The organism is Herbaspirillum sp. SJZ107, assembly GCF_006715485.1.
Lineage (GTDB): Bacteria > Pseudomonadota > Gammaproteobacteria > Burkholderiales > Burkholderiaceae_D > Telluria.
The window spans coordinates 269,581-293,800 of the sequence record NZ_VFNH01000005.1 but is presented as its reverse complement, the minus strand read 5'-3'; the positions used below and the strand labels follow the sequence as shown (position 1 = coordinate 293,800).

Annotated in this window: 30 protein-coding genes; 16 read left to right on the top strand and 14 right to left on the bottom strand. The window is 64.0% G+C overall.

What is annotated here, in order from left to right; translation table 11 throughout:
- Positions 1 to 11 precede the first annotated feature (11 nt).
- On the top strand, positions 12 to 335 hold the full coding sequence (locus tag FBX97_RS27060) for a low molecular weight protein tyrosine phosphatase family protein (protein ID WP_141838638.1): 324 nt from the start codon (positions 12 to 14) through the stop codon (positions 333 to 335).
- A gap of 10 nt (positions 336 to 345) precedes the next feature.
- Here the strand turns inward: FBX97_RS27060 and FBX97_RS27055 are convergent, their stop codons facing one another.
- The 3 genes from FBX97_RS27055 to FBX97_RS27045 all read right to left on the bottom strand — a co-directional run bounded on the left by FBX97_RS27055 (position 346) and on the right by FBX97_RS27045 (position 3,117).
- Complete coding sequence (locus tag FBX97_RS27055) at positions 346 to 834, bottom strand: glutathione peroxidase (protein ID WP_141838637.1); 489 nt, start codon at positions 832 to 834, stop codon at positions 346 to 348.
- A gap of 90 nt (positions 835 to 924) precedes the next feature.
- Positions 925 to 2,061 (bottom strand): PilT/PilU family type 4a pilus ATPase, encoded by a 1,137-nt coding sequence (locus FBX97_RS27050; RefSeq protein WP_141838635.1) that lies wholly within the window; start codon positions 2,059 to 2,061, stop codon positions 925 to 927.
- Between the two features lie 12 nt (positions 2,062 to 2,073).
- Positions 2,074 to 3,117, bottom strand: a complete 1,044-nt coding sequence (locus FBX97_RS27045) for a type IV pilus twitching motility protein PilT (protein ID WP_141838633.1) — start codon at positions 3,115 to 3,117, stop codon at positions 2,074 to 2,076.
- Positions 3,118 to 3,192: 75 nt separating this feature from the next.
- On the opposite strand from FBX97_RS27045, the gene FBX97_RS27040 reads away from it, so the two are divergent.
- From FBX97_RS27040 to FBX97_RS27030, 3 genes are all read left to right on the top strand, one after another.
- Positions 3,193 to 3,894 carry a YggS family pyridoxal phosphate-dependent enzyme gene (locus FBX97_RS27040; protein WP_141838631.1) on the top strand — a complete coding sequence of 234 codons (702 nt, stop codon included), beginning with the start codon at positions 3,193 to 3,195 and terminating at the stop codon, positions 3,892 to 3,894.
- Positions 3,895 to 3,910: 16 nt separating this feature from the next.
- Positions 3,911 to 4,723: a pyrroline-5-carboxylate reductase gene (gene proC / locus FBX97_RS27035; protein WP_141838629.1), complete on the top strand. Its 813-nt coding sequence runs from the start codon at positions 3,911 to 3,913 to the stop codon at positions 4,721 to 4,723.
- 62 nt (positions 4,724 to 4,785) lie between these two features.
- Positions 4,786 to 5,364 carry a hypothetical protein gene (locus FBX97_RS27030; protein ID WP_141838627.1) on the top strand — a complete coding sequence of 193 codons (579 nt, stop codon included), beginning with the start codon at positions 4,786 to 4,788 and terminating at the stop codon, positions 5,362 to 5,364.
- Between the two features lie 50 nt (positions 5,365 to 5,414).
- On the opposite strand, the gene FBX97_RS27025 is transcribed toward FBX97_RS27030, so the two are convergent.
- Positions 5,415 to 5,678: a hypothetical protein gene (locus FBX97_RS27025; RefSeq protein WP_141838625.1), complete on the bottom strand. Its 264-nt coding sequence runs from the start codon at positions 5,676 to 5,678 to the stop codon at positions 5,415 to 5,417.
- A gap of 632 nt (positions 5,679 to 6,310) precedes the next feature.
- On the opposite strand from FBX97_RS27025, the gene FBX97_RS27020 reads away from it, so the two are divergent.
- Positions 6,311 to 6,715, top strand: coding sequence for a hypothetical protein (locus FBX97_RS27020; RefSeq protein WP_141838623.1), 405 nt, complete (start codon positions 6,311 to 6,313; stop codon positions 6,713 to 6,715).
- Here the strand turns inward: FBX97_RS27020 and FBX97_RS27015 are convergent.
- The 5 genes from FBX97_RS27015 to FBX97_RS26995 all read right to left on the bottom strand — a co-directional run bounded on the left by FBX97_RS27015 (position 6,703) and on the right by FBX97_RS26995 (position 9,622).
- On the bottom strand, positions 6,703 to 7,005 hold the full coding sequence (locus FBX97_RS27015) for a hypothetical protein (RefSeq protein ID WP_141838621.1): 303 nt from the start codon (positions 7,003 to 7,005) through the stop codon (positions 6,703 to 6,705). The genes FBX97_RS27020 and FBX97_RS27015 overlap by 13 nt on opposite strands.
- The gene (locus FBX97_RS27010) at positions 6,998 to 7,402 is read right to left on the bottom strand and encodes a phage holin family protein (RefSeq protein WP_141838618.1); all 405 of its coding nucleotides are present in this window, start codon (positions 7,400 to 7,402) and stop codon (positions 6,998 to 7,000) included. The genes FBX97_RS27015 and FBX97_RS27010 overlap by 8 nt, the downstream gene beginning before the upstream one ends.
- The gene (locus FBX97_RS27005) at positions 7,402 to 7,722 is read right to left on the bottom strand and encodes a YqjD family protein (protein ID WP_141838615.1); all 321 of its coding nucleotides are present in this window, start codon (positions 7,720 to 7,722) and stop codon (positions 7,402 to 7,404) included. Before FBX97_RS27005 ends, FBX97_RS27010 begins: the two co-directional genes overlap by 1 nt.
- Before the next feature lie 37 nt (positions 7,723 to 7,759).
- Positions 7,760 to 8,614, bottom strand: coding sequence for a 4-hydroxybenzoate octaprenyltransferase (gene ubiA, locus FBX97_RS27000; protein ID WP_141838613.1), 855 nt, complete (start codon positions 8,612 to 8,614; stop codon positions 7,760 to 7,762).
- 63 nt (positions 8,615 to 8,677) lie between these two features.
- On the bottom strand, positions 8,678 to 9,622 hold the full coding sequence (locus FBX97_RS26995; RefSeq protein ID WP_141838610.1) for a hydrogen peroxide-inducible genes activator: 945 nt from the start codon (positions 9,620 to 9,622) through the stop codon (positions 8,678 to 8,680).
- A 157-nt stretch (positions 9,623 to 9,779) separates the two neighbouring features.
- Here FBX97_RS26995 and FBX97_RS26990 point away from each other — a divergent pair, with 157 nt between their 5' ends.
- Together FBX97_RS26990 and rfaE2 are read left to right on the top strand one after the other, a co-directional pair.
- Complete coding sequence (locus FBX97_RS26990; protein ID WP_141838608.1) at positions 9,780 to 10,973, top strand: PilT/PilU family type 4a pilus ATPase; 1,194 nt, start codon at positions 9,780 to 9,782, stop codon at positions 10,971 to 10,973.
- 121 nt (positions 10,974 to 11,094) lie between these two features.
- Positions 11,095 to 11,574, top strand: coding sequence for a D-glycero-beta-D-manno-heptose 1-phosphate adenylyltransferase (gene rfaE2 / locus FBX97_RS26985; protein ID WP_141838605.1), 480 nt, complete (start codon positions 11,095 to 11,097; stop codon positions 11,572 to 11,574).
- 13 nt (positions 11,575 to 11,587) lie between these two features.
- On the opposite strand, the gene FBX97_RS26980 is transcribed toward rfaE2, so the two are convergent.
- Entirely contained in the window at positions 11,588 to 12,136 is a 549-nt protein-coding gene (locus FBX97_RS26980; protein ID WP_141838603.1) for a hypothetical protein, read from the bottom strand.
- A 154-nt stretch (positions 12,137 to 12,290) separates the two neighbouring features.
- Here FBX97_RS26980 and FBX97_RS26975 point away from each other — a divergent pair, with 154 nt between their 5' ends.
- Positions 12,291 to 13,289 (top strand): 2-hydroxyacid dehydrogenase, encoded by a 999-nt coding sequence (locus FBX97_RS26975; RefSeq protein ID WP_141838601.1) that lies wholly within the window; start codon positions 12,291 to 12,293, stop codon positions 13,287 to 13,289.
- Between the two features lie 18 nt (positions 13,290 to 13,307).
- On the opposite strand, the gene FBX97_RS26970 is transcribed toward FBX97_RS26975, so the two are convergent.
- Both FBX97_RS26970 and FBX97_RS26965 read right to left on the bottom strand, forming a co-directional pair.
- Positions 13,308 to 14,177 carry an endonuclease/exonuclease/phosphatase family protein gene (locus FBX97_RS26970; protein WP_141838598.1) on the bottom strand — a complete coding sequence of 290 codons (870 nt, stop codon included), beginning with the start codon at positions 14,175 to 14,177 and terminating at the stop codon, positions 13,308 to 13,310.
- Between the two features lie 136 nt (positions 14,178 to 14,313).
- Positions 14,314 to 15,207 (bottom strand): alpha/beta hydrolase, encoded by an 894-nt coding sequence (locus FBX97_RS26965; RefSeq protein ID WP_141838595.1) that lies wholly within the window; start codon positions 15,205 to 15,207, stop codon positions 14,314 to 14,316.
- Positions 15,208 to 15,351: 144 nt separating this feature from the next.
- Between FBX97_RS26965 and FBX97_RS26960 the strand changes: the two genes are divergently transcribed.
- Positions 15,352 to 16,452: a sensor histidine kinase gene (locus tag FBX97_RS26960; RefSeq protein WP_141838593.1), complete on the top strand. Its 1,101-nt coding sequence runs from the start codon at positions 15,352 to 15,354 to the stop codon at positions 16,450 to 16,452.
- A 53-nt stretch (positions 16,453 to 16,505) separates the two neighbouring features.
- Entirely contained in the window at positions 16,506 to 16,829 is a 324-nt protein-coding gene (locus FBX97_RS26955; RefSeq protein ID WP_141838591.1) for a hypothetical protein, read from the top strand.
- Positions 16,830 to 16,841: 12 nt separating this feature from the next.
- On the opposite strand, the gene trmL is transcribed toward FBX97_RS26955, so the two are convergent.
- Positions 16,842 to 17,312, bottom strand: coding sequence for a tRNA (uridine(34)/cytosine(34)/5-carboxymethylaminomethyluridine(34)-2'-O)-methyltransferase TrmL (gene trmL, locus FBX97_RS26950; protein ID WP_141838590.1), 471 nt, complete (start codon positions 17,310 to 17,312; stop codon positions 16,842 to 16,844).
- A gap of 10 nt (positions 17,313 to 17,322) precedes the next feature.
- Positions 17,323 to 18,108, bottom strand: a complete 786-nt coding sequence (locus tag FBX97_RS26945) for a ComF family protein (protein WP_141838589.1) — start codon at positions 18,106 to 18,108, stop codon at positions 17,323 to 17,325.
- A 109-nt stretch (positions 18,109 to 18,217) separates the two neighbouring features.
- Here FBX97_RS26945 and FBX97_RS26940 point away from each other — a divergent pair, with 109 nt between their 5' ends.
- The 6 genes from FBX97_RS26940 to FBX97_RS26915 all read left to right on the top strand — a co-directional run bounded on the left by FBX97_RS26940 (position 18,218) and on the right by FBX97_RS26915 (position 24,216).
- Positions 18,218 to 19,138, top strand: a complete 921-nt coding sequence (locus FBX97_RS26940; RefSeq protein ID WP_255517655.1) for a methyltransferase domain-containing protein — start codon at positions 18,218 to 18,220, stop codon at positions 19,136 to 19,138.
- A gap of 286 nt (positions 19,139 to 19,424) precedes the next feature.
- Positions 19,425 to 20,624 (top strand): cytochrome c oxidase subunit II, encoded by a 1,200-nt coding sequence (gene coxB / locus FBX97_RS26935; protein WP_141838588.1) that lies wholly within the window; start codon positions 19,425 to 19,427, stop codon positions 20,622 to 20,624.
- Between the two features lie 103 nt (positions 20,625 to 20,727).
- Complete coding sequence (gene ctaD, locus FBX97_RS26930; RefSeq protein WP_141838586.1) at positions 20,728 to 22,329, top strand: cytochrome c oxidase subunit I; 1,602 nt, start codon at positions 20,728 to 20,730, stop codon at positions 22,327 to 22,329.
- A gap of 130 nt (positions 22,330 to 22,459) precedes the next feature.
- Positions 22,460 to 23,035, top strand: a complete 576-nt coding sequence (locus FBX97_RS26925; protein WP_141838584.1) for a cytochrome c oxidase assembly protein — start codon at positions 22,460 to 22,462, stop codon at positions 23,033 to 23,035.
- 17 nt (positions 23,036 to 23,052) lie between these two features.
- Entirely contained in the window at positions 23,053 to 23,262 is a 210-nt protein-coding gene (locus FBX97_RS26920; protein ID WP_141838582.1) for a DUF2970 domain-containing protein, read from the top strand.
- Between the two features lie 153 nt (positions 23,263 to 23,415).
- Positions 23,416 to 24,216 (top strand): cytochrome c oxidase subunit 3, encoded by an 801-nt coding sequence (locus FBX97_RS26915; RefSeq protein ID WP_370457376.1) that lies wholly within the window; start codon positions 23,416 to 23,418, stop codon positions 24,214 to 24,216.
- Positions 24,217 to 24,220: the final 4 nt, after the last annotated feature.

Sequence of the window (24,220 nt, the reverse complement as noted above, 5' to 3'; positions counted from 1 at the left end):
GGACGACTTCCATGAAACGCGTACTCTTCATCTGCACCCAGAACCGCCTGCGCAGCCCGACCGCGGAGCAGGTGTTCTCGACCTGGCCGGACGTCGAGACCGACTCCGCCGGCCTGGGCAACGATGCCGACGTGCCGCTGTCGCCCGAGCAGATCGCCTGGGCGACGATGATCTTCGTGATGGAAAAGCGGCACCGCAACCTGCTGTCGAAAAAGTTCAGGCACCACCTGAACGGCAAGCGCGTGATCTGCCTGGATATTCCGGACGATTACGATTACATGCAGCCGGAGCTGGTGCGGCTGCTGCAAGCCAAGGCGGGGCCGTTCCTGCGCTAGGCGCTACCGCTTATTGCTGTAATACCTGCTCGATCTCGTCGGCGATGTCCTCGGGCTTGGTCTGGGGTGCGTAGCGGTGCACCACCTTGCCGTCGGGGCCGACCAGGAACTTGGTGAAGTTCCACTTGATCGCTTCGGTCCCCAGCACGCCGGGCGCCTCGCCCTTCAAATGCTTCCACAGCGGATGCGCATTGTCGCCGTTGACTTCGACCTTGGCGAACATCGGGAAGGTGACGCCGTAGTTCTGTTCGCAGAAGGCGCCGATCTCCGCTTCCGTGCCCGGTTCCTGGTGGCCGAACTGGTCGCAGGGAAAGCCCAGCACGGCGAAGCCGTGGCCGCGTGCATGCAGTTCGCGGTACAGGGTTTCCAGTCCCTGGTACTGCGGCGTGAAGCCGCATTTGCTGGCGGTGTTCACGATGAGCAGCACCTTGCCGCGGTATTGCGCGAGGTCGACCGGCTTGCCGTCGAGGGCGGTGGCCTGGAAGTCGTAAACGTTCATGGGTGTCTCCTGCATCCTGTATTAATACGAATGCAAGAGTGTACGGCAAAGCAGGGCGGGATGCCTGCCCACCGTCGCGCAGCGTTTGCCTCAGACGAGGCCCAGGCTCTCGGTCCCGGCCGAGAAATCGCGGTTTTTCGCGTGCTTGCTGTTGAGCTTGATGTTCAGGCGCAGATCGTTCACCGAATCCGCATTGCGCAGCGCATCTTCATACGAAATCTTGTCAAGCTCGTACAGGTCGAACAGCGCCTGATCGAAGGTCTGCATGCCCAGCTCGCGCGACTTCTTCATGATCTCCTTGATCTCGTGGACGTCGCCCTTGAAGATCAGGTCGGAGATGAGCGGGGAGTTGAGCAGGATTTCCATTGCCACCACGCGGCCCTTGGTTTCCTTCTTCGGGACCAGGCGCTGCGAAATCAGGCCCTTCAGGTTCAGCGACAGGTCCATCAATAACTGCTGGCGGCGTTCCTCGGGGAAGAAGTTGATGATGCGGTCGAGCGCCTGGTTGCTGCTGTTGGCGTGTAGCGTGGCCAGGCACAGGTGGCCGGTTTCGGCAAAGGCGATCGCGTGTTCCATCGTTTCGCGGTCGCGGATCTCGCCGATCTGGATCACGTCCGGCGCCTGGCGCAGGGAGTTCTTCAGCGCGGCTTCGAAGCTGTCGGTGTCGACGCCGACTTCGCGCTGCGTTATCACGCAGTTCTTGTGCGGGTGGACGAATTCGACCGGGTCTTCGATCGTGATGATGTGGCCGTAGCTGTTCTCGTTGCGGTAGCCGACCATCGCCGCCAGCGAGGTCGATTTGCCGGAGCCGGTGGCGCCGACCATGATCACCAGGCCGCGCTTGGTCATGATCACGTCCTTCAGCACCTCGGGCAGCTGCAGGTCTTCGAACTTCGGGATGGTGGTCGTGATCACGCGCAGCACCATGCCGACGCAGCCCATCTGCATGAAGGCCGAGACGCGGAAGCGTCCGAGGTCGCCCGGGCTGATCGCGAAGTTGGCTTCTTTCGAGAGCTCGAACCCGGCAGCCTGCTTGTCGTTCATGATGGCGCGCGCCAGGTCGGCCGTGTGGCCGCCGCTGAGCGCCTGGCTCGACACCGGCGTCATCTTGCCGTCGATCTTGATCGCCGGCGGGAAGCCCGAGGTAATGAACAAGTCGGAGCCGCCCTTGCTGACCATCAGGCGCAGCAGGTCGAACATGAATTTGGAGGCCTGGTCGCGTTCCATCGTATTCCTCGATTAACCTGGGAAGTTTTCGGGGATCTTTGCGGCCGAGCGCGCGGCCGCGGACGAGATCACGTTACGGCGCACCAGGTCGGTCAGGTTCTGGTCCAGGGTCTGCATGCCGACGCTGGAGCCGGTCTGGATCGCCGAATACATCTGCGCGATCTTGGCTTCGCGGATCAGGTTGCGGATCGCCGGGGTGCCGATCATGATCTCGTGGGCGGCCACGCGCCCGCTGCCGTCCTTGGTCTTCAGCAGGGTCTGCGAGATCACGGCCTGCAGCGATTCCGACAGCATCGCGCGCACCATCTCCTTTTCTTCGGCCGGGAACACGTCGACGATACGGTCGATGGTCTTGGCGGCCGACGAGGTGTGCAGGGTGCCGAACACCAGGTGGCCGGTCTCGGCGGCCGACAGCGCCAGGCGGATGGTCTCGAGGTCGCGCAATTCGCCGACCAGGATCGCGTCCGGGTCTTCGCGCAGCGCCGAACGCAGCGCGTTGTTGAAGGAGAGGGTGTGCGGGCCGACTTCGCGCTGGTTGATCAGGCACTTCTTGGAATCGTGCACGAACTCGATCGGGTCTTCGATCGTCAGGATGTGGCCGTACTCGTTTTCGTTGAGGTGATTCACCATCGCCGCCAGCGTGGTCGACTTGCCGGAGCCGGTCGGCCCCGTCACCAGCACCAGGCCGCGCGGCTTCATCGCCAGTTCGGCAAAGATCTTCGGCGCGTTCAGCTCTTCCAGCGTCAGGATCTTGGAGGGAATCGTCCGCATCACGGCCGAGGCGCCGCGTTCCTGGTTGAAGGCGTTGACGCGGAAACGCGCCAGGCCCGGGATCGCGAACGAGAAGTCGCACTCCAGCACTTCCTCGTACTGCTTGCGCTGGCCGTCGTTCATGATGTCATAGATCATGCCGTGCACGTCCTTGTGCTCGAGCGGCGGCAGGTTGATGCGGCGCACGTCGCCGTGCACGCGGATCATCGGCGGCAGGCCGGCCGACAGGTGCAAGTCCGAGGCTTTGTTCTTTACCGAGAAGGCGAGTAATTCCGAGATGTCCATTTATAATCCCTGTGCTGCGAAAGACCCATTCCGGGTTGTTGCGGCGTAGAAAAATATTTCCTATAGAAAACCATTATGTCCACAATCGCCGGGAACTTGCAAGCTGTCGAAGCGACAATCCAGACTGCCTGCCAGGCCGCCGCGCGGCCCCGTTCCACCGTCCAGCTGCTGGCCGTTTCCAAGACGTTTCCCCCTGAAGCGGTGCTGGAAGCGGTCGATGCCGGCCAGCGTGCCTTCGGCGAAAATTATTTGCAGGAAGGCGTCGATAAAATCGCCGCTGTCGCAAAAGCGCGACCGGATACGCCCCTGGAATGGCATTTCATCGGGCCGATCCAGTCCAACAAAACGCGCCCGATCGCGACCCATTTCGACTGGGTGCACACGGTCGAGCGCCTGAAGATCGCCCAGCGCCTGTCCGAGCAGCGGCCGGCCGAGCGTGGCCTGCTGAACATCTGCCTGCAGGTGAACATCAGCGGCGAAGCGACCAAGAGCGGCGCCCATCCATCCGAACTGCTGGCGCTGGCGCGCGAGGTTTCCCAGCTGCCCAACCTGCGCCTGCGCGGCCTGATGGCGATTCCCGAGCCGGAAGACGACCCGGAATTGCAGCGCGCCCCATTTGCGCAGCTGCGCGCGCTGGCCCAGCAGGTCATCGACGCCGGCATCTTCATCGACACACTGTCGATGGGCATGTCGGGCGACCTGCGCGCGGCGGTGCTGGAAGGCTCGACCATCGTGCGCGTCGGCAGCGCGATCTTCGGTTCGCGCACTTACGAATAAACAGACAGGACATCTCATGAAGATCAGTTTCATCGGCGGCGGCAACATGGCCACCGCGCTCATCGCCGGCCTGGTCGGCAAGGTGCCGCAACCCGGCGACATCCACGTCGTCGATCCGAACCCGGAGGCCCTGAACAAGCTGCACACCCAGTACGGCGTGGACACGGCGCCCGCCATCGGCGACGCGGTCGCTGCCAGCAGCGTCATCGTGCTGGCCGTGAAGCCGCAGCAGATGCGCGAAGTGGCAGCCAGCTTGCTACCGCATCTGGCCGGGCAGCCGCTGCTGCTGTCGATCGCGGCCGGCATCCGCAGCGCGGACCTGTCGCGCTGGCTGGACGGCTATGGCGCCATCGTGCGCGCGATGCCGAACACGCCGGCGCTGATCAAGAAGGGTGTCACCGGCATGGTGGCGATGGCGGACGTGAACGCGGAGCAGAAGGAACTCGCCGACGAGGTCATGCGCGCGGTCGGCGACACGCTGTGGCTGGAAGACGAAAGCCAGATCGACGCGGTGACGGCGGTGTCGGGCAGCGGTCCGGCCTACGTGTTCTACTTCCTGGAAGCGATGCAGCAGGCCGCCACCGAGATGGGCCTGGCGCCGGAAGAAGGCAAGCAGCTGGCGCTGGCCACCTTCATGGGCGCGGCCCGGCTGGCGGCGCAGTCGGACGAAGAACTCGCCGTGCTGCGCCAGCGCGTGACTTCGAAGGGCGGCACCACGCATGCCGCCATCACCAGCATGGAGGCGGCCGGTGTGAAACAGGCGATCATCGAGGCGATGAAGGCGGCGCAGGCGCGCGGACGCGAGCTGGGCGACGAATTGGGTCGATAAGCCGGCACACCAGCCCATACCGACCGTCCGGTATCGGCTGCGCATTCAATGGGTCGACCACCATGCCAACAACAAATTTGAAAACCCAAGGCGATCAGTATTTGCCATTGTCGCCGCCGCTTGCGCGCATTTGCTGGTTTTTGTCGGCCCTGTTGCTTTGGATGTCTGTGGGTTCCTGTTTCGATTCAGTTGTCGTGTTCAACTATTCGACTACGCGGCAGCCGGACGATCTGAAAACCGCCACTTTCAGCATCACGGAAATATCCAGTCGAACGCCAAATTTCAAAGTCCGATTTGGCGACGGCGAAACCGCGTGGTTGTCGTTTCCGGACCTTCTGGGCGGCAATCCCAAAGGCGGCCTGAATATGCCGCAGATTACGGACGATGCCAGGCAACAGCTCAAAGGCTGCATGGCCACCGCCAAGATAAGGTCGGTACTTAGCGCGTTTGGAAGGAGAATCCAGGTCTGGGATCTCGATTGTCCGCAGGCGCATATCCACTATGGTCCTGAAGTGGCGGCAAGTCAGATTAAACAGAATCCCCGGTCCGACTTGGTATTCCATCTGATGCTTGCCTCGCTTGCGCTGTTTGCAGCGTATGGAATGGCGGTCGTCGCCCATGCACTAGCCAAAATGCGATAGATGAAGAAATCGTAGACGAAGCGGGCAAACCACCATATCCAAACTGGATCTTATTGAGCCTGATCCTGTTGAAACTGCGTGCGCTGCATCTCGACTTCCTGCATGAATCCTTCAAATTCAGCAGCCGTCTCGATGCGGCGCACGGCCTGGTCATTGCTGTCCTCGATGGTAAACGTACCGTTCCGCTCCAGAACGCCCAGGATGGTAGCCCGGACATTCGCAAGCGACGTATCGCTCCCAGTCGTGACTAAAGCGGTCCAGGTGTCCTCGGCAATCGAGACGTCGTGTTCCAGAAAATTCAGTTCGAAGTTCATCGTTAATCTCCTTTGAATAAAACTTGTTACCAAGTTGGTGCACTGCTCATGGTTGTCGGGCAATGTCTGGCGTCGGCCAGTTCAACAAGGCCGCGACGCGCTGGATTACCCACCGTAATAATGGTGGTTCGCCCCATCCAAGCGCCTCGACCAGACGATATGATTTCAACAGGATGTCGATCGGCCTGACAGACCGGTCCGACTCCAGTTGGACTTGGGCACACTCGCTTGCGAGGTGGAGTGCAAGTTCCTCGCATATATTCCAGGTCATGCAGCGATTCCAGTGCGACCCACCGGCCTCGTATGGAAAATCGAATGGAACAGCGGTGTAATCAGTTCTGGCTGCGCGCTGTTGCGTCATGCTGCTTCTCTTCAATAACCGAACAGGAGCTATGATACTGTATAAATGTACAGTAGTCGCGTACGCTTGCGATTTGCCTCAGCGTACACGTAAACGAGTTCGGCCAGAGCGGGTACGCAACGTAGCCACACAGCTCACGAAGCGGTTTCAAACTTCATTGAAGATTGAATACGGCAGAGTTGGATGTACGCTGGTTCGACGGATGTGCCTGATTTTATTGTTAATTCATAGCCGTGCGACGGCGGCGGGCCTTTTGTCCTAGGCTGTTCCCATGACAACCCATCTTCCCAAGCCGATTTCGCCGCGCGCGCACCGGCGCTTCGACCAGCTGGCCCTGCCGGGCATGGTCACGCTGGCACTCTGGATGCGCAGGAAAAATCCGCGCGCCGCGGCAGTGATCGGCGCCGCGGCAATCGCCGAGGGCAGCGCCCAGTTCACGACGGACTACCCGCCGCCGGTGGCGTTTGGATGGATGGATTTTCGCGAACATAACCGCATGGCCGTGGTGCACGGCGTGTTCATCGCCGCCGCGGCCTGCCTGGTGCCGGGACTGTCGCGCGGGCAGCGCGGCCTCATCCTGGGCTTGTCGGCGGTCCCGATGGCGCTTGCCGCGCTGAGCGATACCAGCGCGGCGGCCCGGGACGAAACGCTAAGGGAAGAGAATCAGCGGCGGTAATGCGCCAGCGTGGCCAGCGCGGCCTGGGCCACGCGCCAGGCCGACATCGCCGAGGCGACGATCCCGCCCAGGCGCTTCTTGCGGGTGAAGGCCAGGCCGATCACGGCGGCCAGGCCGCCCAGCACCAGCTTGCGATGGTTGGCGACGTAGCCGGCCACCGGGTTGTCGATGATGGCGGAGGGGCGCAGCGCCTGCAGTTCGAAGGCGAGGCCGGTACGCTGCTCGGCGCAGCGTTCGACCAGCTGGCGGCGGCGTTCGGCCAGCTTGGGCTTGGTGCTTGCATCAGCCATGGGTGGCCTCCTCGGGCGCGGATTGCACGGCGGCGGCGTGGCCGCGGATGTAGGCGACGTCGTTGCGCAGTTCGGCCAGCGTGGTCGAGAACGGCGTGGCCTGGCTGTTCAGCCCGGACTTCACCTTCATCACGATCAGGCCCGCCACGGCCGCGAACAGGATCGCCATGCCGCCGATCGCCTGCAGACGGTAGTCGTCCCAGAACAGCACGATCACGAACAGCGCCACCAGCAGGAAGGCACCGCCCGCGAGGAAGACCGCCAGCAGCGTCCACGCGAGGTAGCCAAGCAGGCGGCGCGCGTCTTCCTGGAATTCGACGGCGGCCAGCTCGAGCCGGGTGCCGATCATGGCAACCACGTTCGCGGCGATGCGGCCCGCAGCCGCCAGGATGCCCATTACTTACGGCCGAGCAGCAGGCCGATCACGGCGCCGACGGCGACGCCGACACCGACGGCTTTCCACGGGTTTTCGTGCACGTACTCGTCGGTGGCCTTGTAGGCGACCTTGGCTTTTTCGACGGCGGCTTCTTCGAGGCGAATGATGTCATCCTTGGCCTTGACGACGGTACGCTCGAACTTGGCCTTGGCCGCCTTCAGTTCGTCGCCGGTCAGCTGGCCGCTGTTGCGCAGCCAGGCTTCGGCGTCCTGGACAAAGGATTTCAGGTCGGACAGCAGTTGGTCGCGGGTGCCGGATTGGGTCGGGATTTTTTCGATCATGGTGGGAGCCTCTTCATTGTTTGTGTTTCGGACAATGTTATCGTAAAGCATAATCCAGTGCGACGCCAACGAACAGTGCGGCCCCCAGCCAGTTGTTATGGCGGAAGGCGGCAAAACAGCGCATGCGGTCGCGGCCGCGGATCAGCGTGTAGTGGTAGACCGCCATGCCGGCCGCGACGACGACGCCGGCCACGAACCACCCACGCAGCCCGAGCATCCAGCCGCACACCAGGTCGATGCCGAGCGCCACCGTGTAGCACAGCATGACGGCGAACACATCGTATTTGCCGAAGGTGATGGCCGAGGTGCGCATGCCGATCTTGATGTCGTCGTCGCGGTCGACCATCGCGTATTCGGTGTCGTAGGCCACGGCCCAGAAGATGTTCGCCACCAGCAGCCACCAGGCGACCGCCGGCACCGTGTTCTGCACGGCGGCGAAGGCCATCGGGATGCCGAAGCCGAAAGCGATGCCGAGGTAGGCCTGGGGAATCGCGAAGAAGCGCTTGAAATAGGGGTAGCTGCCGGCCACGATCACCGCCACCACGGACAGCTGCTTGGTCAGCGCATTCAGCGGCAGGATCAGCAGGAAGGACACCAGCGCCAGCACCGCCGCGACCATGACGGCTTCCCAGCCCTTGATGCGGCCGCTGGTCAGCGGACGGTCGACGGTGCGCTTGACGTGGCGGTCGAAGTCGCGGTCGGCATAGTCGTTGATGGCGCAGCCGGCGGAGCGCATGAGGGCGGTGCCGAGCACGAAGATCGCGACGATCATCGGATCGGGATGGCCGCCGGACGCCATCCACAAGGCCCACAGGGTGGGCCACAGCAGGAGCAGGATGCCGATCGGTTTGTCGGCACGGATCAGGCGGAAGTAGAGCGCCAGCTTGTTCATGGGCGGATTCGGCGTGAAAAAATTGCAAAGCCGAATTGTATCCGACGTGCTGGCGCTATCGAATCAAGCCGCAGCCTGCAACTTGACCATCTCCACCCCCGGCAATCCGCAATCGGCCACCGCATTCACCACCGCATCGATCGCCGCCTTGCGCGTAAAGCTCTTGCGCCAGACGATCACCACGCGGCGCGATGGCGCCGGTTCCTTGAAGGGCACGAAGGTCAGCAGTCCGTTCGGGTCCTTCATGCTCGGCACCGAGGCGCGCGGCAGCACGGTCAGGCCGATGCCGCTGGCGACCATGTGGCGGATCGTCTCCAGCGACGAACCCTCGAAGGTGCGCTGCATGCCGTTGTTCGGGTTGGACGAGAAGCGCGCCATCTCGGGGCAGACTTCCAGCACCTGGTCGCGGAAGCAGTGGCCGGTGCCCAGCAGCAGCATGGTTTCGCTCTTCAGGTCTTCGGCCGAGATCTCGGCGCGGCCGGCCCAGGGGTGCGCTGTCGGCATCGCCACCACGAAAGGCTCGTCGTACAGCGCCTGCACCGACATGCCGTGTTCCGGCAGCGGCAGCGCCATGATGGCGGCGTCCAGTTCGCCCTGGCGCAGCAGGTCGAGCAGCTTGACGGTGAAGTTCTCCTGCAGCACCAGCGGCATCTGGGGCACGTTGTCGATCAGGTTCCTGACCAGCGGCGGCAGCAGGTAAGGGCCGACCGTGTAGATCACACCCAGGCGCAGCGGCCCCGACAGCGGGTCCTTGTTCTGCTTGGCCAGCTCCTTGATGGCGGCGGTCTGTTCGAGCACGCGCTCGGCCTGGGCCACGATCTGGGCGCCCAGCGGCGTGACGGACACTTCCGATCCGCCGCGCTCGAACAGCGTCACGCCGAGCTCGTCCTCCAGCTTCTTGATGGCGACGGACAGGGTTGGCTGGGCAACGAAACAGGCTTCGGCGGCATGGCCGAAGTGCTTGGCACGGGCAACGGCAACGATGTATTTCAGTTCGGTCAGGGTCATGGACGTATCGGGTCGGAATACGGAAAAACGTGTTGGGGACGACACATTTGCCGCACTACAGGTACATCAAGGTATTTTACCGTTAAAGCAGTCGATATAATGGCCGGGCCAGTAATGTTGCTGGGTGGAATTTATTTGTTACCATAAAGGCATCCTCATGTCCTCGACCTTCGGGCCGGCCGAAGCCCAGGCCTACATGCACAAGCTGCTGGCCGTCATGCACCAGCAGGGCGGTTCCGATTTGTTCATCTCCGCCGATTTCCCACCCAGCATGAAATACCAGGGTGCGATGAAGCCCCTGAGCAACCAGCGCCTGAGCGGCGACGTCACCCGCGCGCTGGCCCTGTCGCTGATGAACGAGCGCCAGCGCGCCGAATTCGAAGCCGAGATGGAATGCAATTTTGCCATTTCGCTGCCGGGCGTCTGTCGTTTTCGCGTCAACGTCTACGTGCAGCAGCAAAGCGTCGGCATGGTGGTGCGCACGATCGCCTCTGAAATCCCGAATTTCGAGAAGCTCGACCTGCCCGAGGTGCTGAAGGACGTCGTCATGACCAAGCGCGGCCTGGTGCTGGTCGTCGGCGGCACCGGGTCCGGCAAGTCGACCACGCTGGCGGCGATGATCGACTACCGCAACGCCAACTCGGCCGGACACATCATCACGGTCGAGGACCCGGTCGAATACGTCCACAAGAACAAGAACTGCCTGATCACGCACCGCGAGGTCGGCGTCGACACCCATTCCTGGCACAACGCGCTGAAGAACACGCTGCGCCAGGCGCCGGACGTGATCCTGATCGGCGAGATCCGCGACACCGAAACGATGGAACACGCGATCGCCTTCGCCGAAACCGGCCACCTGTGCCTGGGCACGCTGCACGCCAACAATGCCAACCAGACCATGGACCGCATCATCAACTTCTTCCCGGAAGAGAGAAGGAACCAGTTGCTGATGGACCTGTCGTCGAACCTGCGCGCCATCGTCTCGCAGCGCCTGGTGCGCACCGAGGACGGCAAGGGCCGCAAGGCCGCCATCGAGATCCTGCTGAACACCCCGACCATCAGCGAGCTGATTTTCAAAGGGAACTTCCACGGCATCAAGGAAATCATGGCCAAGTCGCGCGAACTCGGCATGTGCACCTTCGACCAGGCCTTGTACGAGCTGTACAACAAGGGCTACATCAGCTACGAGGAAGCCCTGCGCAATGCCGACTCCGCCAACGGCCTGCGCCTGCAGATCAAGCTGTCGGGCGACCGCAAGGCGCCGGGCGAGGGCGCTGCCGCGTCGAAGCCGGCCGAGCTGTCGATGCTGGTCGAGGAAGAACCGGAGCCGGGGGCGCCGGGGGCGGGTTAAAATTCGCCACCACGTTGATATTGGCGCGTGGCCCCTCAACGTCGTTCCCGCGAAAGCGGGAACCCATACTGAGCGCCAGATACCGCTACGCTTACGTACCCGCTCCGCGAACCGAAATCCCATGCCCACCTTCGAACAAAAACTCACCACCCGCGCCACCCTCAAGGACCGCATCGCCCAACTGCCGAAACCCGTGGTCCTCACCAACGGCGTCTTCGACATCCTGCACCGCGGCCACGTCACCTATCTCGCCCAGGCCCGCGAACTCGGTGCCTCGCTGGTGGTCGCCGTCAACACCGACGCCTCGGTCAAGCGTCTCGGCAAGGGCGACGACCGCCCGCTGAACACCATGCTCGACCGCATGGCGGTGCTGGCCGCACTGGAATCGGTCAGCCTGGTGGTCGAATTCGACGAAGACACCGCCCTCGAAGTGGTGCAGGAAGCCCGCCCCGACATCTACGCCAAGGGCGGTGATTACGTGATGAACGAAATCCCGGAAGGGAAGGAAGTCATCGCCCAGGGCGGCAAGGCGGTCGCGATCGACTTCCAGCATGACCGCTCGACCAGCAAGCTGGTCGCCAAGATCCGCCAGTTCGGTTAAGCGCACCTCGGTCTCAGCGCTTTTCCTTGTCGATCTTCTGCAGCAGCTTGAACGCTTCGCGGTCGATCATCGGCTCCGCAGCCGCCAGTTCCTTGCTTGCCTGGACGTAGGCGGCGCGCTTGCGCTCCTTCTTTTCTTCCGGCGGCACGGCCGCCGTCATGCCCGGCATCATGATCTGCGAACTACCGTTGTACTTCCTGTGGATGACCTGCTTGCCGTAGGGCGTGTTATAGAAGCGCGTCATCTCGGTCGCGGTGTCGGCCGAAATGAAGGGGGCCACTTGCGGCGCCAGGCGCTGGTAGACCTCCGCGGGCGGCGTCTTGTCGATCTTGGCGTACACGGCCTGCCGCTGGGCGTCGTTCGAATAGCGGCTGCGCGCGGCGACACCCTTCAGCACCTTTTCGACCTGCATCGCGCCGAGCAGGTCCTGCACGGCCTTGACGTGCGCGGGGCCGGAGACCGCAGCCTGTGCGGCAGGGGCGGAAGCGGGGGCGGGTGCGGCGAATGCGGGGGCGGCGAAGGCCAGCGACAGGCCCAGTGCGGCCTGGACGACAAACTTCATAGTGTTCCTTTCGGGTGAAATCCGGAAGCCGTCAGGCTACCAGAGCAGGGCAGCTGAAAATACGTGCTTTGTCACGCCTTGTCCGGCAGCCGCAGCTGGGCGGAACGATCGCATAAAATGCGTGCAAACCATCGCACGTAAGCCGGAGGCCGAAATGAAGATCGCCGTATTCAGCGCACGCCGCTACGACAAAACGATGCTGGCCGAAGCCAATGCCGGCGCCGGCCATGCACTGCGCTTTCTGGAAGACCGCCTGACGGCCGCCACCGCCCCGCTGGCCGAGGGTTGCGAGGCGGTTTGCGTATTCGTCAACGATAACGTCGATGCCGAGGTGCTCGGCATATTGGCGGCGCAGGGCACGCGCCTGGTCGCGACCCGCTCGACCGGCTACAACCATATCGACGCCCAGGCCGCAGAGCGCCTGGGCATCGCGGTCGTGCGCGTCACCGATTACTCGCCGCATTCGGTGGCCGAATTCGCGGTCGGCCTGCTGCTGGCGGTGAACCGCAAGATCGCGCGCGCGAGCACCCGCACGCGCGACGGCAATTTCGACCTCGATGGCCTGATGGGGTTCGACCTGCACGGCAAGACGGTCGGCGTGATCGGCACCGGCAAGATCGGCGTCATTTTCGCGCGCATCATGGCCGGTTTCGGCTGCACGGTGGTCGGGTACGACAAATTCCCGTCCCCGGCCTTCGAGACGCTCGGTGGACGTTACGTCGGCATCGACGAACTGCTGCAATGCAGCGACGTGGTGTCGCTGCATTGTCCGCTCACGCCGGAAACCCATCACATCGTCGATGCCGCTTCGCTGGCGCGCGTCAAACGCGGCTGCATCCTGGTGAACACCAGCCGCGGTGGCCTGATCGATACCGAATGCGCCATCGCCGCGCTGAAATCCGGCCAGCTCGGCGGCCTGGCGATCGACGTCTACGAGCAGGAAGCCAGCCTGTTCTTCCAGGACCTGTCGTCGACCATCATCACCGACGATGTGATCCAGCGCCTGGTGTCCTTTCCGAACGTGATCGTTACCGGGCACCAGGCCTTCTTCACGGTCGAGGCGATCGGGCAGATCATGCGCACGACGATCGAGAGCATCTCCGATTTCGAACGCGGACAGCCCCTGCGCAACCGGATCCCGGCCAATCCATGACGCCGGCCGTGCCACGCCTTACTTGAGGACCACGCGCGCCACGACCGGATCGTGGTCGGACGGATAGCGGCGGTCGAAAGTATCGCTCAAGACCGCGTATTTGAGGACGTCGAAACGGCCGTCGACGAAGATGTAGTCGATACGATCGCGCATCGGCGCATCCAGGTGGAAGCCGTTGAAGGTGCCTTGCGGGCCGTACGGCGGCGTCTTGCTGACCCGGGCGGCGTCGCGCAGGGTTGTCGACATGGTCTGGATCTGCACGGTGTCCGGCGTCGAATTGAAGTCGCCCACGCAGATGGCCGGTTCGCCGCGCGTGATCTCCGCGATCTTGCGCAGCATCAGGTCGGCCGACTGGCGGCGCGCCTGTTCGCCTTCATGGTCGAAGTGGACCGAGAACACGTAGAACACGCGTGCCGTGCTGCGGTCGCGCAGGCGCGCCCACGAGGCGATGCGGTGGCAGCACTTGGCGTCCCAGCCGAACGAGGGGCGGTCCGGGGTTTCGCTGAGCCAGAAATCGCCCTTGCCGAGCAGCGCGAAACGGCTTTTGCGGAAGAAGATCGCGGAATGCTCGCCGGCGTCCTTGCCGTCGTCGCGGCCGACGCCGACGTGGTCGTATTCGTCCATCTGCGCCAGGTCGGCGATCTGGTCGGCCAGGCCTTCCTGGGTGCCGAGGATGTCGAACTCGTGGTAGCGGACCAGCGCCTTGACCATGTCCTTGCGGGCCGGCCAGGCGTTGGGGCCGTCGCCCGGATTGTTGTAGCGCAGGTTATAGGTCGCGACGTTGATCGGCGCAGCCGGATTGGACGCTGCCGATGCGGGCGCCGACACCATGCAAAGGAGCAGCGCATACGCAAACAGGTGCGCGACGGGAGAGAGGATTTTTTTCATGTGGATGGGCTCTGGACAGGATGGCGCTCGGAATAGAGTAATCATGTTCCGGCATCCAGGTTGCGCAACCGAATGAAAAGCGCCGCAGTTTACGTTGTTTTAGTAAACAGGCGATGCGTTCCCGGCGCCGCTTTACCTAGCGTTCCTTCTTCAGATACGCCCGCAAGCCATGCGTGAACAGAAACGGAAATACGCTCGCATGGTCCTCCCCCGCGAATACCTCGAGTCGGGTTTCCAGGCCCGGATAACGGTGCGCCCTGAGCGCGGCGTCGAATTCGCGCAGGTCGGCCACCATGTCCGCATCCTCTTCCGAACGTGAACGTTTCTGGCCTGGCGCGAGCGTCTCGCGCCCGCCGATGCCGAAATACACCGAGGCCCGCATGTCATGGTGTGCGCTGGCGTAGGCCTGCTCGCGGCCGAACAGCACGCCGCGGTCGAACCACAGCGACGGGCTGCCAAGGATGTAGTGCTCGAAGGTGGCGGGGCGGGTCAGCAGCAGGTGCACGCCCAGCAGGCTGCCATACGAGTGACCGACGAAGATCTTGCGCTGCATGTCGGCGCGGTACAGCGTGGCGATCAGCGGGAAGACTTCGTTCGCGATGAAGCGCCCGTAGCCGTCCGCCTCCCCGAAGGCCGGTGCGCGGCCCGCCATGTCCGAGGTGTAGCCGCCGGCTGCCGGCACCGTCGGCGTATAGTCGCGGCGGCGGCTGTACGCGGGACTGTCGCCTTTGGCGTACGACAGGCCGACCACGATCGCTTCTTCCAGCCCGGCGTGCCTGGCCAGGCGCTGGGCGATGCTGCGTGCCACCGGGAAGGCATAAGCGGCGTCGGTGACGAACAGCACCGGATAACGCTTGCTGGAGGCGCGGTAGGAGTCGGGCAGGGCGACGAACAGCTGGTAATCGCGATCGAGCGCCCGGGCGTGGACGTCGCGCACCTCGGTGGCGTCGAGTGCGTAAGGGAGAGCAGCGGCCGCCGTGGCGCAGCCGCACAGGATATGGAGTAAAACCAGGGTGAGAAGGCGATGCATGCAGGCTCCTTGGGATGCGGTGCGCCGATTCTGCAGCGCCCCGCATGGACAGGCAGCCGCAGCGTGACGAAACGCCGCATCCATGTGACGGCCCCGGGGCAATCCACTGTCCCGGCGCCGACCGCCACTGCTATACTTTTGGCAATGAATCGCCCCCTGCCCACCCTCAAGCCCGCCGTCCGGACCATCGCCGTCACGGTGCTGCTGTGGACGGCAATCACCGCCCTCGGCGCGCTGCAGACCTACAGCGACAACCTGCGCGGGGGCGCCGCCAGCCACTATCCGTCGCTGTTCGTAAAATGGTTCCTCGAATATGCGGTGCCGCTGATCGTCCTCAGCGCGGGGCTGAGCCTGGCGCTGGGGCGCTGGCCGGTGCTGCTCGAACGGCCGCGCAACGTGGTGGGCTTGTTCTTTGGCCTGGTGCTGGTGTTCCAGCCGGCCCAGTGGCTGTACATGGCCTGGCTGCGCGGCTACCTGCCGATCGACAGCGCCGGCGCCCTGTGGCAGTTGCTGATGAAGATGCTGCTGGTCGGCTGGTTCTCGACCACCGGCACCTTTGCCGCCATCCTGGCGATTCACTACTGGCGCCAGGCGCGGGCACGCGAGCTGGCCTGGCAGCGCTCGCAGACAGACATGCTCGGCCTGCGCCTGGCGCTCGAGGAGCAGCGCCTGCTGGCGCTGCGTGCCCAGCTCGAGCCGCATTTCCTGTTCAATGCGCTGAACGCGATCAGCGCGCTGGTGCGCGACGGCGACAAGACGCTGGCGCTGGGCGGCATCGGGCGCCTGAGCGACCTGCTGCGCTATGCGCTCACGGCCAGCGTGCGCAACACCGCCACCGTCGCCGACGAGCTGGGCTTCGTGCGCGATTACCTCGACCTGCAGCGCCTGCGCTATGGCGAGCGCCTGCGCGTCCACATCGACGGCGTCAGCGAACTGCTGGAGCAGGTGGCCTGTCCGTCGCTGCTGCTGCAGCCGCTGATCGAAAACGCGCTGCGCCACGACCTCGACTGCCGCGAGGGGCCCGGCGACATCCGCCTGGCCTTCGAGCGCGACGGCGATACCTTGTGCATCCGCGTCGCCAATCCGGCCGGCCCCGGCACGCCGGCCAACCCGGGGGCCGGCCTCGGCCTGGCGAACACGCGCGACCGGCTGCGCCTGATGCATCCGTCGGCCTCGCTGCAGGCCGGCCTGCAGGGCGACCGTTTCGTGGCCGAGGTGCGATTGCCGCTGGCGCTGGCGGACTAGCGTAGCGCTGCGCTGCGTGGAACCGATCCAGCGGCCGCGAAGTCGAACGTCACATGAAAGCCATCATCCTCATGTTTGCGGGCTTGCTGACGGCCTGCCAGGCGTCGCAGCCGGGCATGGCCAGCCAGAAGCGGCCCATGCCTGTTCGCGGCGCGGGTGCCAGCGCCGGATCGAGCAGCGCGGGCGCGGCCACCGCGTCCGGTGCAGGAGAACGGGCGGGCACCGGCAGCTGGTACGGCATGTGCGAGCTGAACCGGAAGCTCATGGGTGCACGCACGCCGCAGGAGCGGCAGGCGATCGCCGAGCAGGCCATGCCGAACATTTCGCACGAAGCGCGCGAGGAGCAGCTGCAGATGATGCAGCAGAGCTGTCCCTGAGAAGCTGCCTTTTCAGGCGCCGCCGGCGTACCCGTTCTGGCGCCAGGCTTCGTACACCACCACCGCCACCGTGTTCGACAGGTTCAGGCTGCGATTGCCCGGCATCATCGGCAGGCGGATGCGCTGTGCCGGCGGGAAGGATTCACGCAGAGCCGGGTCCAGGCCGCGCGACTCGGCACCGAACACGAACACGTCGCCCGGACGGAAGGCCGCGTCGCCGAACGGCGAGGAGCCGTGGGTGGTCATGGCGAACATGCGGGTCGTGTCCGGTTTCGCATCAGCCAGGAAGGCATCCCAGTTCTTGTGCACCTTCATGGTCGCGTAATCGTGGTAGTCGAGGCCGGCGCGGCGCATCTTGGCGTCGTCCAGCGGAAAGCCGAGCGGCTCGACCAGGTGCAGTTGCGCGCCGGTGTTGGCGCACAGGCGAATGATATTGCCCGTGTTGGGCGGGATTTCCGGTTCGACCAGCACTACATGAAACAAAACTCTCTCCTTAAAAATGGGGTGGCGTGCGCGCGAACACGAAATTCGTCACCCGCGCCGCGCCGAAGCGCTTGAACGTCGCCGCCAGCTCGGCCAGCGTATGGCCGCTGGTCATGACGTCGTCGACCAGGCCGACGTGGCGCCCGGCGATGCGGTCCGGATCGGCCGCCGCAAAGGCGCCGCGCACGTTGCCGGCGCGCTCGGCCGGCGTGACGCCGGACTGGGCCGTCGTTTCCGTGGTCCGCTCGGCCAGCTTCGGGTGCAATGCTACCCCGAGCGAGGCCGCCAGCGGGCGCGCGATTTCCAGTGCCTGGTTGAAGCCGCGTTCCACCAGCCGCCGGCGGCCCAGCGGAACAGGACACAGCACATCCGGTAGCGCCATGGCGGGGCGTGCCAGCACGGCGTCGCGCAGGCGTTCGGCGAACCAGGGCGCCAGCGGCAGGCGCGCGCCGAATTTCAGCTGCAGCACCAGCTGGTCGAGCGGGGCGGCGTAATCGACCGCGGCGACGGTGGCGTCGAAGGCAGGCGGGTCGGCCAGGCAGCTGCCGCAGACCGGCTCTGTCGCCAATGAATTCTCCACGTCCTGTCCTTGCACGCTCGCCACGGGCTCCCGCTTGCGCGGGGGCGGCGAAACGGGCAGCGGATTCGCACAACGCGCGCAGCACGGGCCGCGCGGCGGCGCGAACTGGGCGCAGCAGGGTGGGCACACCACGCCGTCGCAGCCGTCGCCGCACAGCGCGCAGGTGGACGGCAGCAGCCGCCGCACGACCGCCATCGGCAGGCGGCGCAGCCTCATTGGCAAACTTATCGGCAAGCTCGGCGGCAAATGCAGGCGGTCGGTCATCGGCTTGTTTGTCGACAAACAGGTACACTGCCGCCATTATCTCATTTGACTGCAGTCGACCATGGCTTCACCCCAAACTCCTTCCAAGATGAGCGCGCCAATCGATATGGCGCGCGTGCGCCAGCTGTTCGCCGATCCGGCCCGTATCGCGTCCTCGGATTTCCTGCGCCGCGAGATCGCTTCGCGCATGTTCGACCGCCTGTCGCTGGTCAAGACCGCGCCGCAGCGCGTACTGGACGCCGGTTGCGGCAGCGGCGTCGACATCGCCCAACTGCAAAAACAATATCCTGCGGCCCAGGTGCTGGGCCTGGATGCAGTGCCGGCCATGCTGGCGGTGGCGTCCGGCGCGACCCAGTCGCCGCGTTCATTCCTCAGCCGTTTGCTGCCGGCCAAAGCCGGTATTGACCTTGTCGCTGGCGACTTCGGCCAGCTGCCGCTGGGGCCGAACTCGGTCGACCTCGTCTGGTCCAACCTGGCCTTGCACTGGCATTCCCAGCCCGACCGCGTGTTCCAGGAGTGGCGCCGCGTGCTGCGCGTGGATGGCCTGCTGATGTTTTCCAATTTTGGCCCGGACACCTTCATCGAACTGCGCGCCGCCTTCGCCGCGATGGACGAGACGCCGCACACGCTGCCTTTCGTCGACATGCACGATTTCGGCGACCAGCTGGTGGAAGCCGGTTTCACGACGCCGGTGATGGACATGGAAAAGATCACGGTCACCTACGACAGCGCCCAGGCGCTGCTGGCCGACGTGCGCGCCTTCGGCGGCAACCCGCTGGCCACGCGCCGGCGCGGCCTGGTCGGACGGGCGGCCTGGCAGCGCATGCTGGATGCACTCGAGGCCGGACGCCGCAGCGACGGCAAGCTGGGCCTGACGTTCGAGGTCATCTATGGCCACGCTTTCCGTCCGGCGCCGAAAACAACGGCGGCCGGGGAATCGATCGTGCGTTTTCAGCCACAGAACCGGCCTCCCAAGGCCTGAATGGCCGTGCAGGCGCATCCCATGCCGGGGAGGTAATTTTCCTTGAATAAAAATTAGCCATTTAGATATAATCAATGACACTTTTTTCGACTGGCAGGGTCAACGCGCTAAAAATTTAAGCATAAACGCGACGAGTCGAACTGGTTGCAAGCATGGCAAGTCAAGCAAGTACGACCTGTGGAGCGGCCGCTTGCCTAAAGGATTTCGGAGCGGCGGCGGTTCGTTCATGGAATTGCTGACCGTTTTAAGAAAATTCAATAAATTTTTTTAGGTGGTTGGAGACGACATGACTTATGCAAAGCGATTCACAGTGTCGATGTCCGGTCTTGCGCTTGCGGCCAGCCTGCCGGCCTGGGCCCTGGCGCGGCCCGAACCCGAGGTCACCGGACGGCCGGTGGAACTCCAGTTCGGCATGCAGCCGCCGGTCACCGGGATCGGCGAATACATCTACAGCCTGCACAACTGGATGCTGCTGGTCTGCCTGATCATCTTCCTCGGCGTGTTCGGCGTCATGTTCTACTCGGTGTTCAAGCACCGCAAATCGCGCGGCCACAAGGCGGCCACCTTCCACGAATCCACCTCCGTCGAAATCGCCTGGACCGTCATCCCGTTCCTGATCGTGATCGGCATGGCGCTGCCCGCTACCCACGCCGTGGTCGCCATGAAGGACACCTCGAACCCCGACCTGACCATCAAGGTCACCGGCATGCAGTGGAAATGGGGTTACGACTACCTGAAAGGCGAGGGCGAGGGCATTTCCTTCCTGTCCAACCTGGCCACCCCGCGCACCCAGGTCGGCGAACCGGGCGTGGCGCCGACCGCCCAGCGCACCGACAACTACCTGCTCGAAGTCGACAATCCGGTGCGCGTCCCGGTGAACAAGAAGATCCGCCTGGTACTGACCGCCAACGACGTGATCCACTCGTGGACGATTCCCGCCTTTGCGGTCAAGCAGGATGCGATTCCGGGCTTCGTGCGCGACACCTGGTTCCGCGCCGAAAAGGTCGGCACCTACCGCGGGAATTGCGTCGAACTGTGCGGCAAGGAGCACGCTTTCATGCCGATCGTCGTCGAAGTGATGTCGGCCGCCGACTATTCGGCCTGGGTCAGCGGCGAGAAGAAACGGATGGCGGCGCTGGCCGACGACCCGAACAAGGTCTGGACCATCGACGAACTCAAGACCAAGGGCGAAAAGGTCTACGCCGCCAACTGCGTGGCCTGCCACCAGGCCGGCGGCCAGGGCGTGCCGAACGCGTTTGCCTCGCTGGTCGGTTCGCCGGTGGTGCTCGGCCACAAGGCGGAACAGATCGCCGTCCTGCTGAACGGCAAGCACAGCGGCAAGTACCCGAGCGCGATGCCGGCCTGGAAGCAGCTGTCCGACACCGACATCGCATCGGTGATCACCTACACGCGTAATAACTGGACGAACAAGGCCGAGGAGAATATCGTACAACCGGCCGAGGTGCTGGCGGCACGCGGCAAATAAGCGGTTCAAAAAAAACGGTACGCATACAGTTCGGATTCAAGGAGACAGGGTCACCTTGCTGCATCGGGTGGCTCATGAAGTTCAGCTCGCTTAGGACATTGACATGACTTCCAGCACGCTCGACAACGCACACGAACACCAACACGGTCACGACCACGCCCACGATCATCCGCACGGCTACCGCCGCTGGCTGTTCGCCACCAACCACAAGGACATCGGGACCCTGTACCTGTGGTTCGCCTTCGTCATGCTGCTCTCGGGCGGCGTGCTGGCCCTCATGATCCGCACCGAGCTGTTCCAGCCTGGGCTGCAGTTCTTCCGTCCCGAATTCTTCAACCAGCTCACCACCATGCACGGCGTGGTGATGGTGTTCGGCGCGATCATGCCGGCCTTCGTGGGCTTCGCCAACTGGATGATCCCGCTGCAGATCGGGGCTTCGGACATGGCGTTCGCGCGCATGAACAACTTCTCGTTCTGGCTGCTGCCGCCGGCGGCGCTGCTGCTGGCCGGGTCCTTCTTCGCACCGGGCGGCGCCACCGCAGCCGGCTGGACCCTGTATGCGCCGCTGTCGACCCAGATGGGACCGGGCATGGACATGGCGATCTTTGCGCTGCACATCATGGGCGCCTCGTCGATCATGGGCTCGATCAACATCATCGTCACCATCCTCAACATGCGCGCGCCCGGCCTGACGCTGATGAAGATGCCGATGTTCTGCTGGACCTGGCTGATCACCGCCTACCTCCTGATCGCCGTGATGCCGGTGCTGGCAGGCGCCATCACCATGACCCTGACCGACCGCCACTTCGGCACCTCCTTCTTCAACGCGGCCGGCGGCGGCGACCCGGTCATGTACCAGCACATCTTCTGGTTCTTCGGCCACCCCGAGGTCTACATCATGATCCTGCCGGCCTTCGGCATCATCTCGCAGATCATCCCGGCCTTTGCCCGCAAGCCGCTGTTCGGCTATGCCTCGATGGTGTACGCGACCGCCTCGATCGCGATCCTCTCCTTCATCGTCTGGGCCCACCACATGTTCACCACCGGCATGCCGGTGACCAGCCAGCTGTTCTTCATGTACGCCACCATGCTGATCGCGGTGCCGACCGGCGTGAAGGTGTTCAACTGGGTGGCGACGATGTGGAAGGGTTCGATGACCTTCGAGACGCCGATGCTGTTCGCGGTCGGCTTCATCTTCGTGTTCACGATGGGCGGCTTCACCGGCCTGATCCTGGCTGTGACCCCGATCGACATCCAGGTGCAGGACACTTATTACGTGGTGGCCCACTTCCACTACGTGCTGGTGGCCGGCTCGCTGTTCGCGCTGTTTGCCGGCTTCTATTACTGGGCGCCGAAATGGACCGGCCACATGTACCCTGAACTGCGCGGCAAGATCCACTTCTGGAACTCGCTGATCTGGTTCAACATCACCTTCTTCCCGATGCACTTCCTGGGCCTGTCCGGCATGCCGCGCCGCTATGCCGACTACAACGGCGTGTTCACCGACTGGAACATGGTGGTCTCGATCGGCGCCTTCGGCTTCGGCCTGAGCCAGGTGTACTTCCTGCTGTTCGTGGTGCTGCCGACCATCCGCGGCGGCCAGCCGGCCGACGCCAAACCATGGGAAGGCGCGGAAGGGCTGGAGTGGACCGTGCCGAGCCCGGCCCCGTTCCACACCTTCGAGAATCCGCCGCTGGTGAAGTGAGCAATCAAGTAAGGAGTCGGGCATGATCGACCGCAAAAGGAACCTGCGTACCGCCTTCTGGGTAGGCGGCCTGGCACTGTTCTTCTTCGTGCTGCTGTTCGTCAAGCGGCTCTGGCTGGGCTGATAGCGCATGCACGCCCACGCCGGCCAGGAGGAACGCGTTCTCAACCGCACCGTGCTGGTCAAGCTGGTGGTGATCGCCGTCGTCATGTTCGGGTTCGCCTATGCGCTGGTGCCGGTCTACCGCCAGGTGTGCGAGGCGCTCGGCATCAACGTGCTGACGCAGAAGGACGGCACGGTGGCGGCGCCGGTGAACACCCAGGTCGACCTGGCGCGCACCGTCACCGTCGAACTGGACGGCAATGCCCAGGGACCGTGGCGCTTCCGCCCGACCCAGCGCAGCGTCGACGTGCATCCGGGCGAGATGGCGACGGTGGTGTACGAAGTCGTGAACACGCAGGCGCGCACGGTCAAGGCGCAGGCCATCCCGAGCTATGCGCCGCAGTCGGCGATGCCGCATTTTAAGAAGGTCGAGTGCTTCTGCTTCCAGGAGCAGGTGCTGGGACCGAACGAGGCGCGCCAGATGCCGGTGGTATTCTTCATCGACCCGGCGCTGCCGCGCGAAGTGAAGAACATCACGCTGTCGTACACCTTCTTCGAGATCGGCGGGGCGGTGGCGGCGCAAAAGGTGGCAAACAAGGAATAGAGGACGGAACCGGAACGATGGACGATGGAGAGCGGCGCCCGGCATCGTTCGGCGCCACGATGAAGGCGGTGTTCTGGTCCTTTTTCGGCGTACGCAAGCGCAAGGATTACGAACGCGACGCGGCCAACCTGAACCCGGTCTATGTGATCGTGGGCGGCCTGATCGGGGCGCTGGTGTTCATCGGCATCCTGATGCTGGTGGTGCGGCTGGCCGTCGCCAGGGCATGAACAAAACAGGATTCGACAATATCAACAGGTTTGATGGAGGAGAGCAGGATGAGTTCGCCACAGAATGCCACACACAGCACGGCGCCCGCCACCGCACACGGCGCGGCGCACAGCGCGCCTTATTACTTCGTCCCCGGTCCCTCGCGCTGGCCGATGATCGCCGGCATCTCGATGCTGACCACGATGGCGGGCGCCTCGGGCTGGGTCAACGGCGCCGGCTGGGGGCCGGGCGTGTGCGGCGCCGGTATCCTGGCGATGCTGGTGGTGCTGTACTTCTGGTTCGGCGACGCCATCGGTGAATCGGAATCCGGCAAGTACAGCGCGCGCATCGATTTGTCCTACCGCTGGTCGATGAGCTGGTTCATCTTCTCGGAAGTGATGTTCTTCGGCGCCTTCTTCGGCGCGCTGTTCTACGCGCGCGCGGTGAGCATGCCCTGGCTGTCCGACCTCGACCACAAGGTGATCTGGCCCGACTTCGCCGGCCACTGGGGCAACGTCGGCCCGGCCGGCACCGTGGAAGGCTTCAACACCATGGGCCCGTTCCCGATCCCGACCATCAACACTGCGCTGCTGCTGACCTCGGGCGTGACGCTGACCATCGCCCACCACGCCCTGCGCCTCGGCCATCGCAGCAAGACCGCGTTCTGGCTGTTCTGCACCATCCTGCTGGGCGCCGTCTTCATGGGCTTCCAGGCCTACGAGTACCACCATGCCTACACCGAGCTGAACCTGAAACTCACTTCGGGCATCTACGGTTCGACCTTCTTCATGCTGACCGGCTTCCACGGCTTCCACGTGACCATGGGGGCGATCATGCTGTCGGTGGTGCTGTACCGCGTGCTGCGCGGGCATTTCACGGCCGAGAACCACTTCGGGTTCGAAGGGGCGGCCTGGTACTGGCACTTCGTGGATGTGGTGTGGTTGGGGCTTTATGTTGTCGTGTATTGGTTATAAGAGC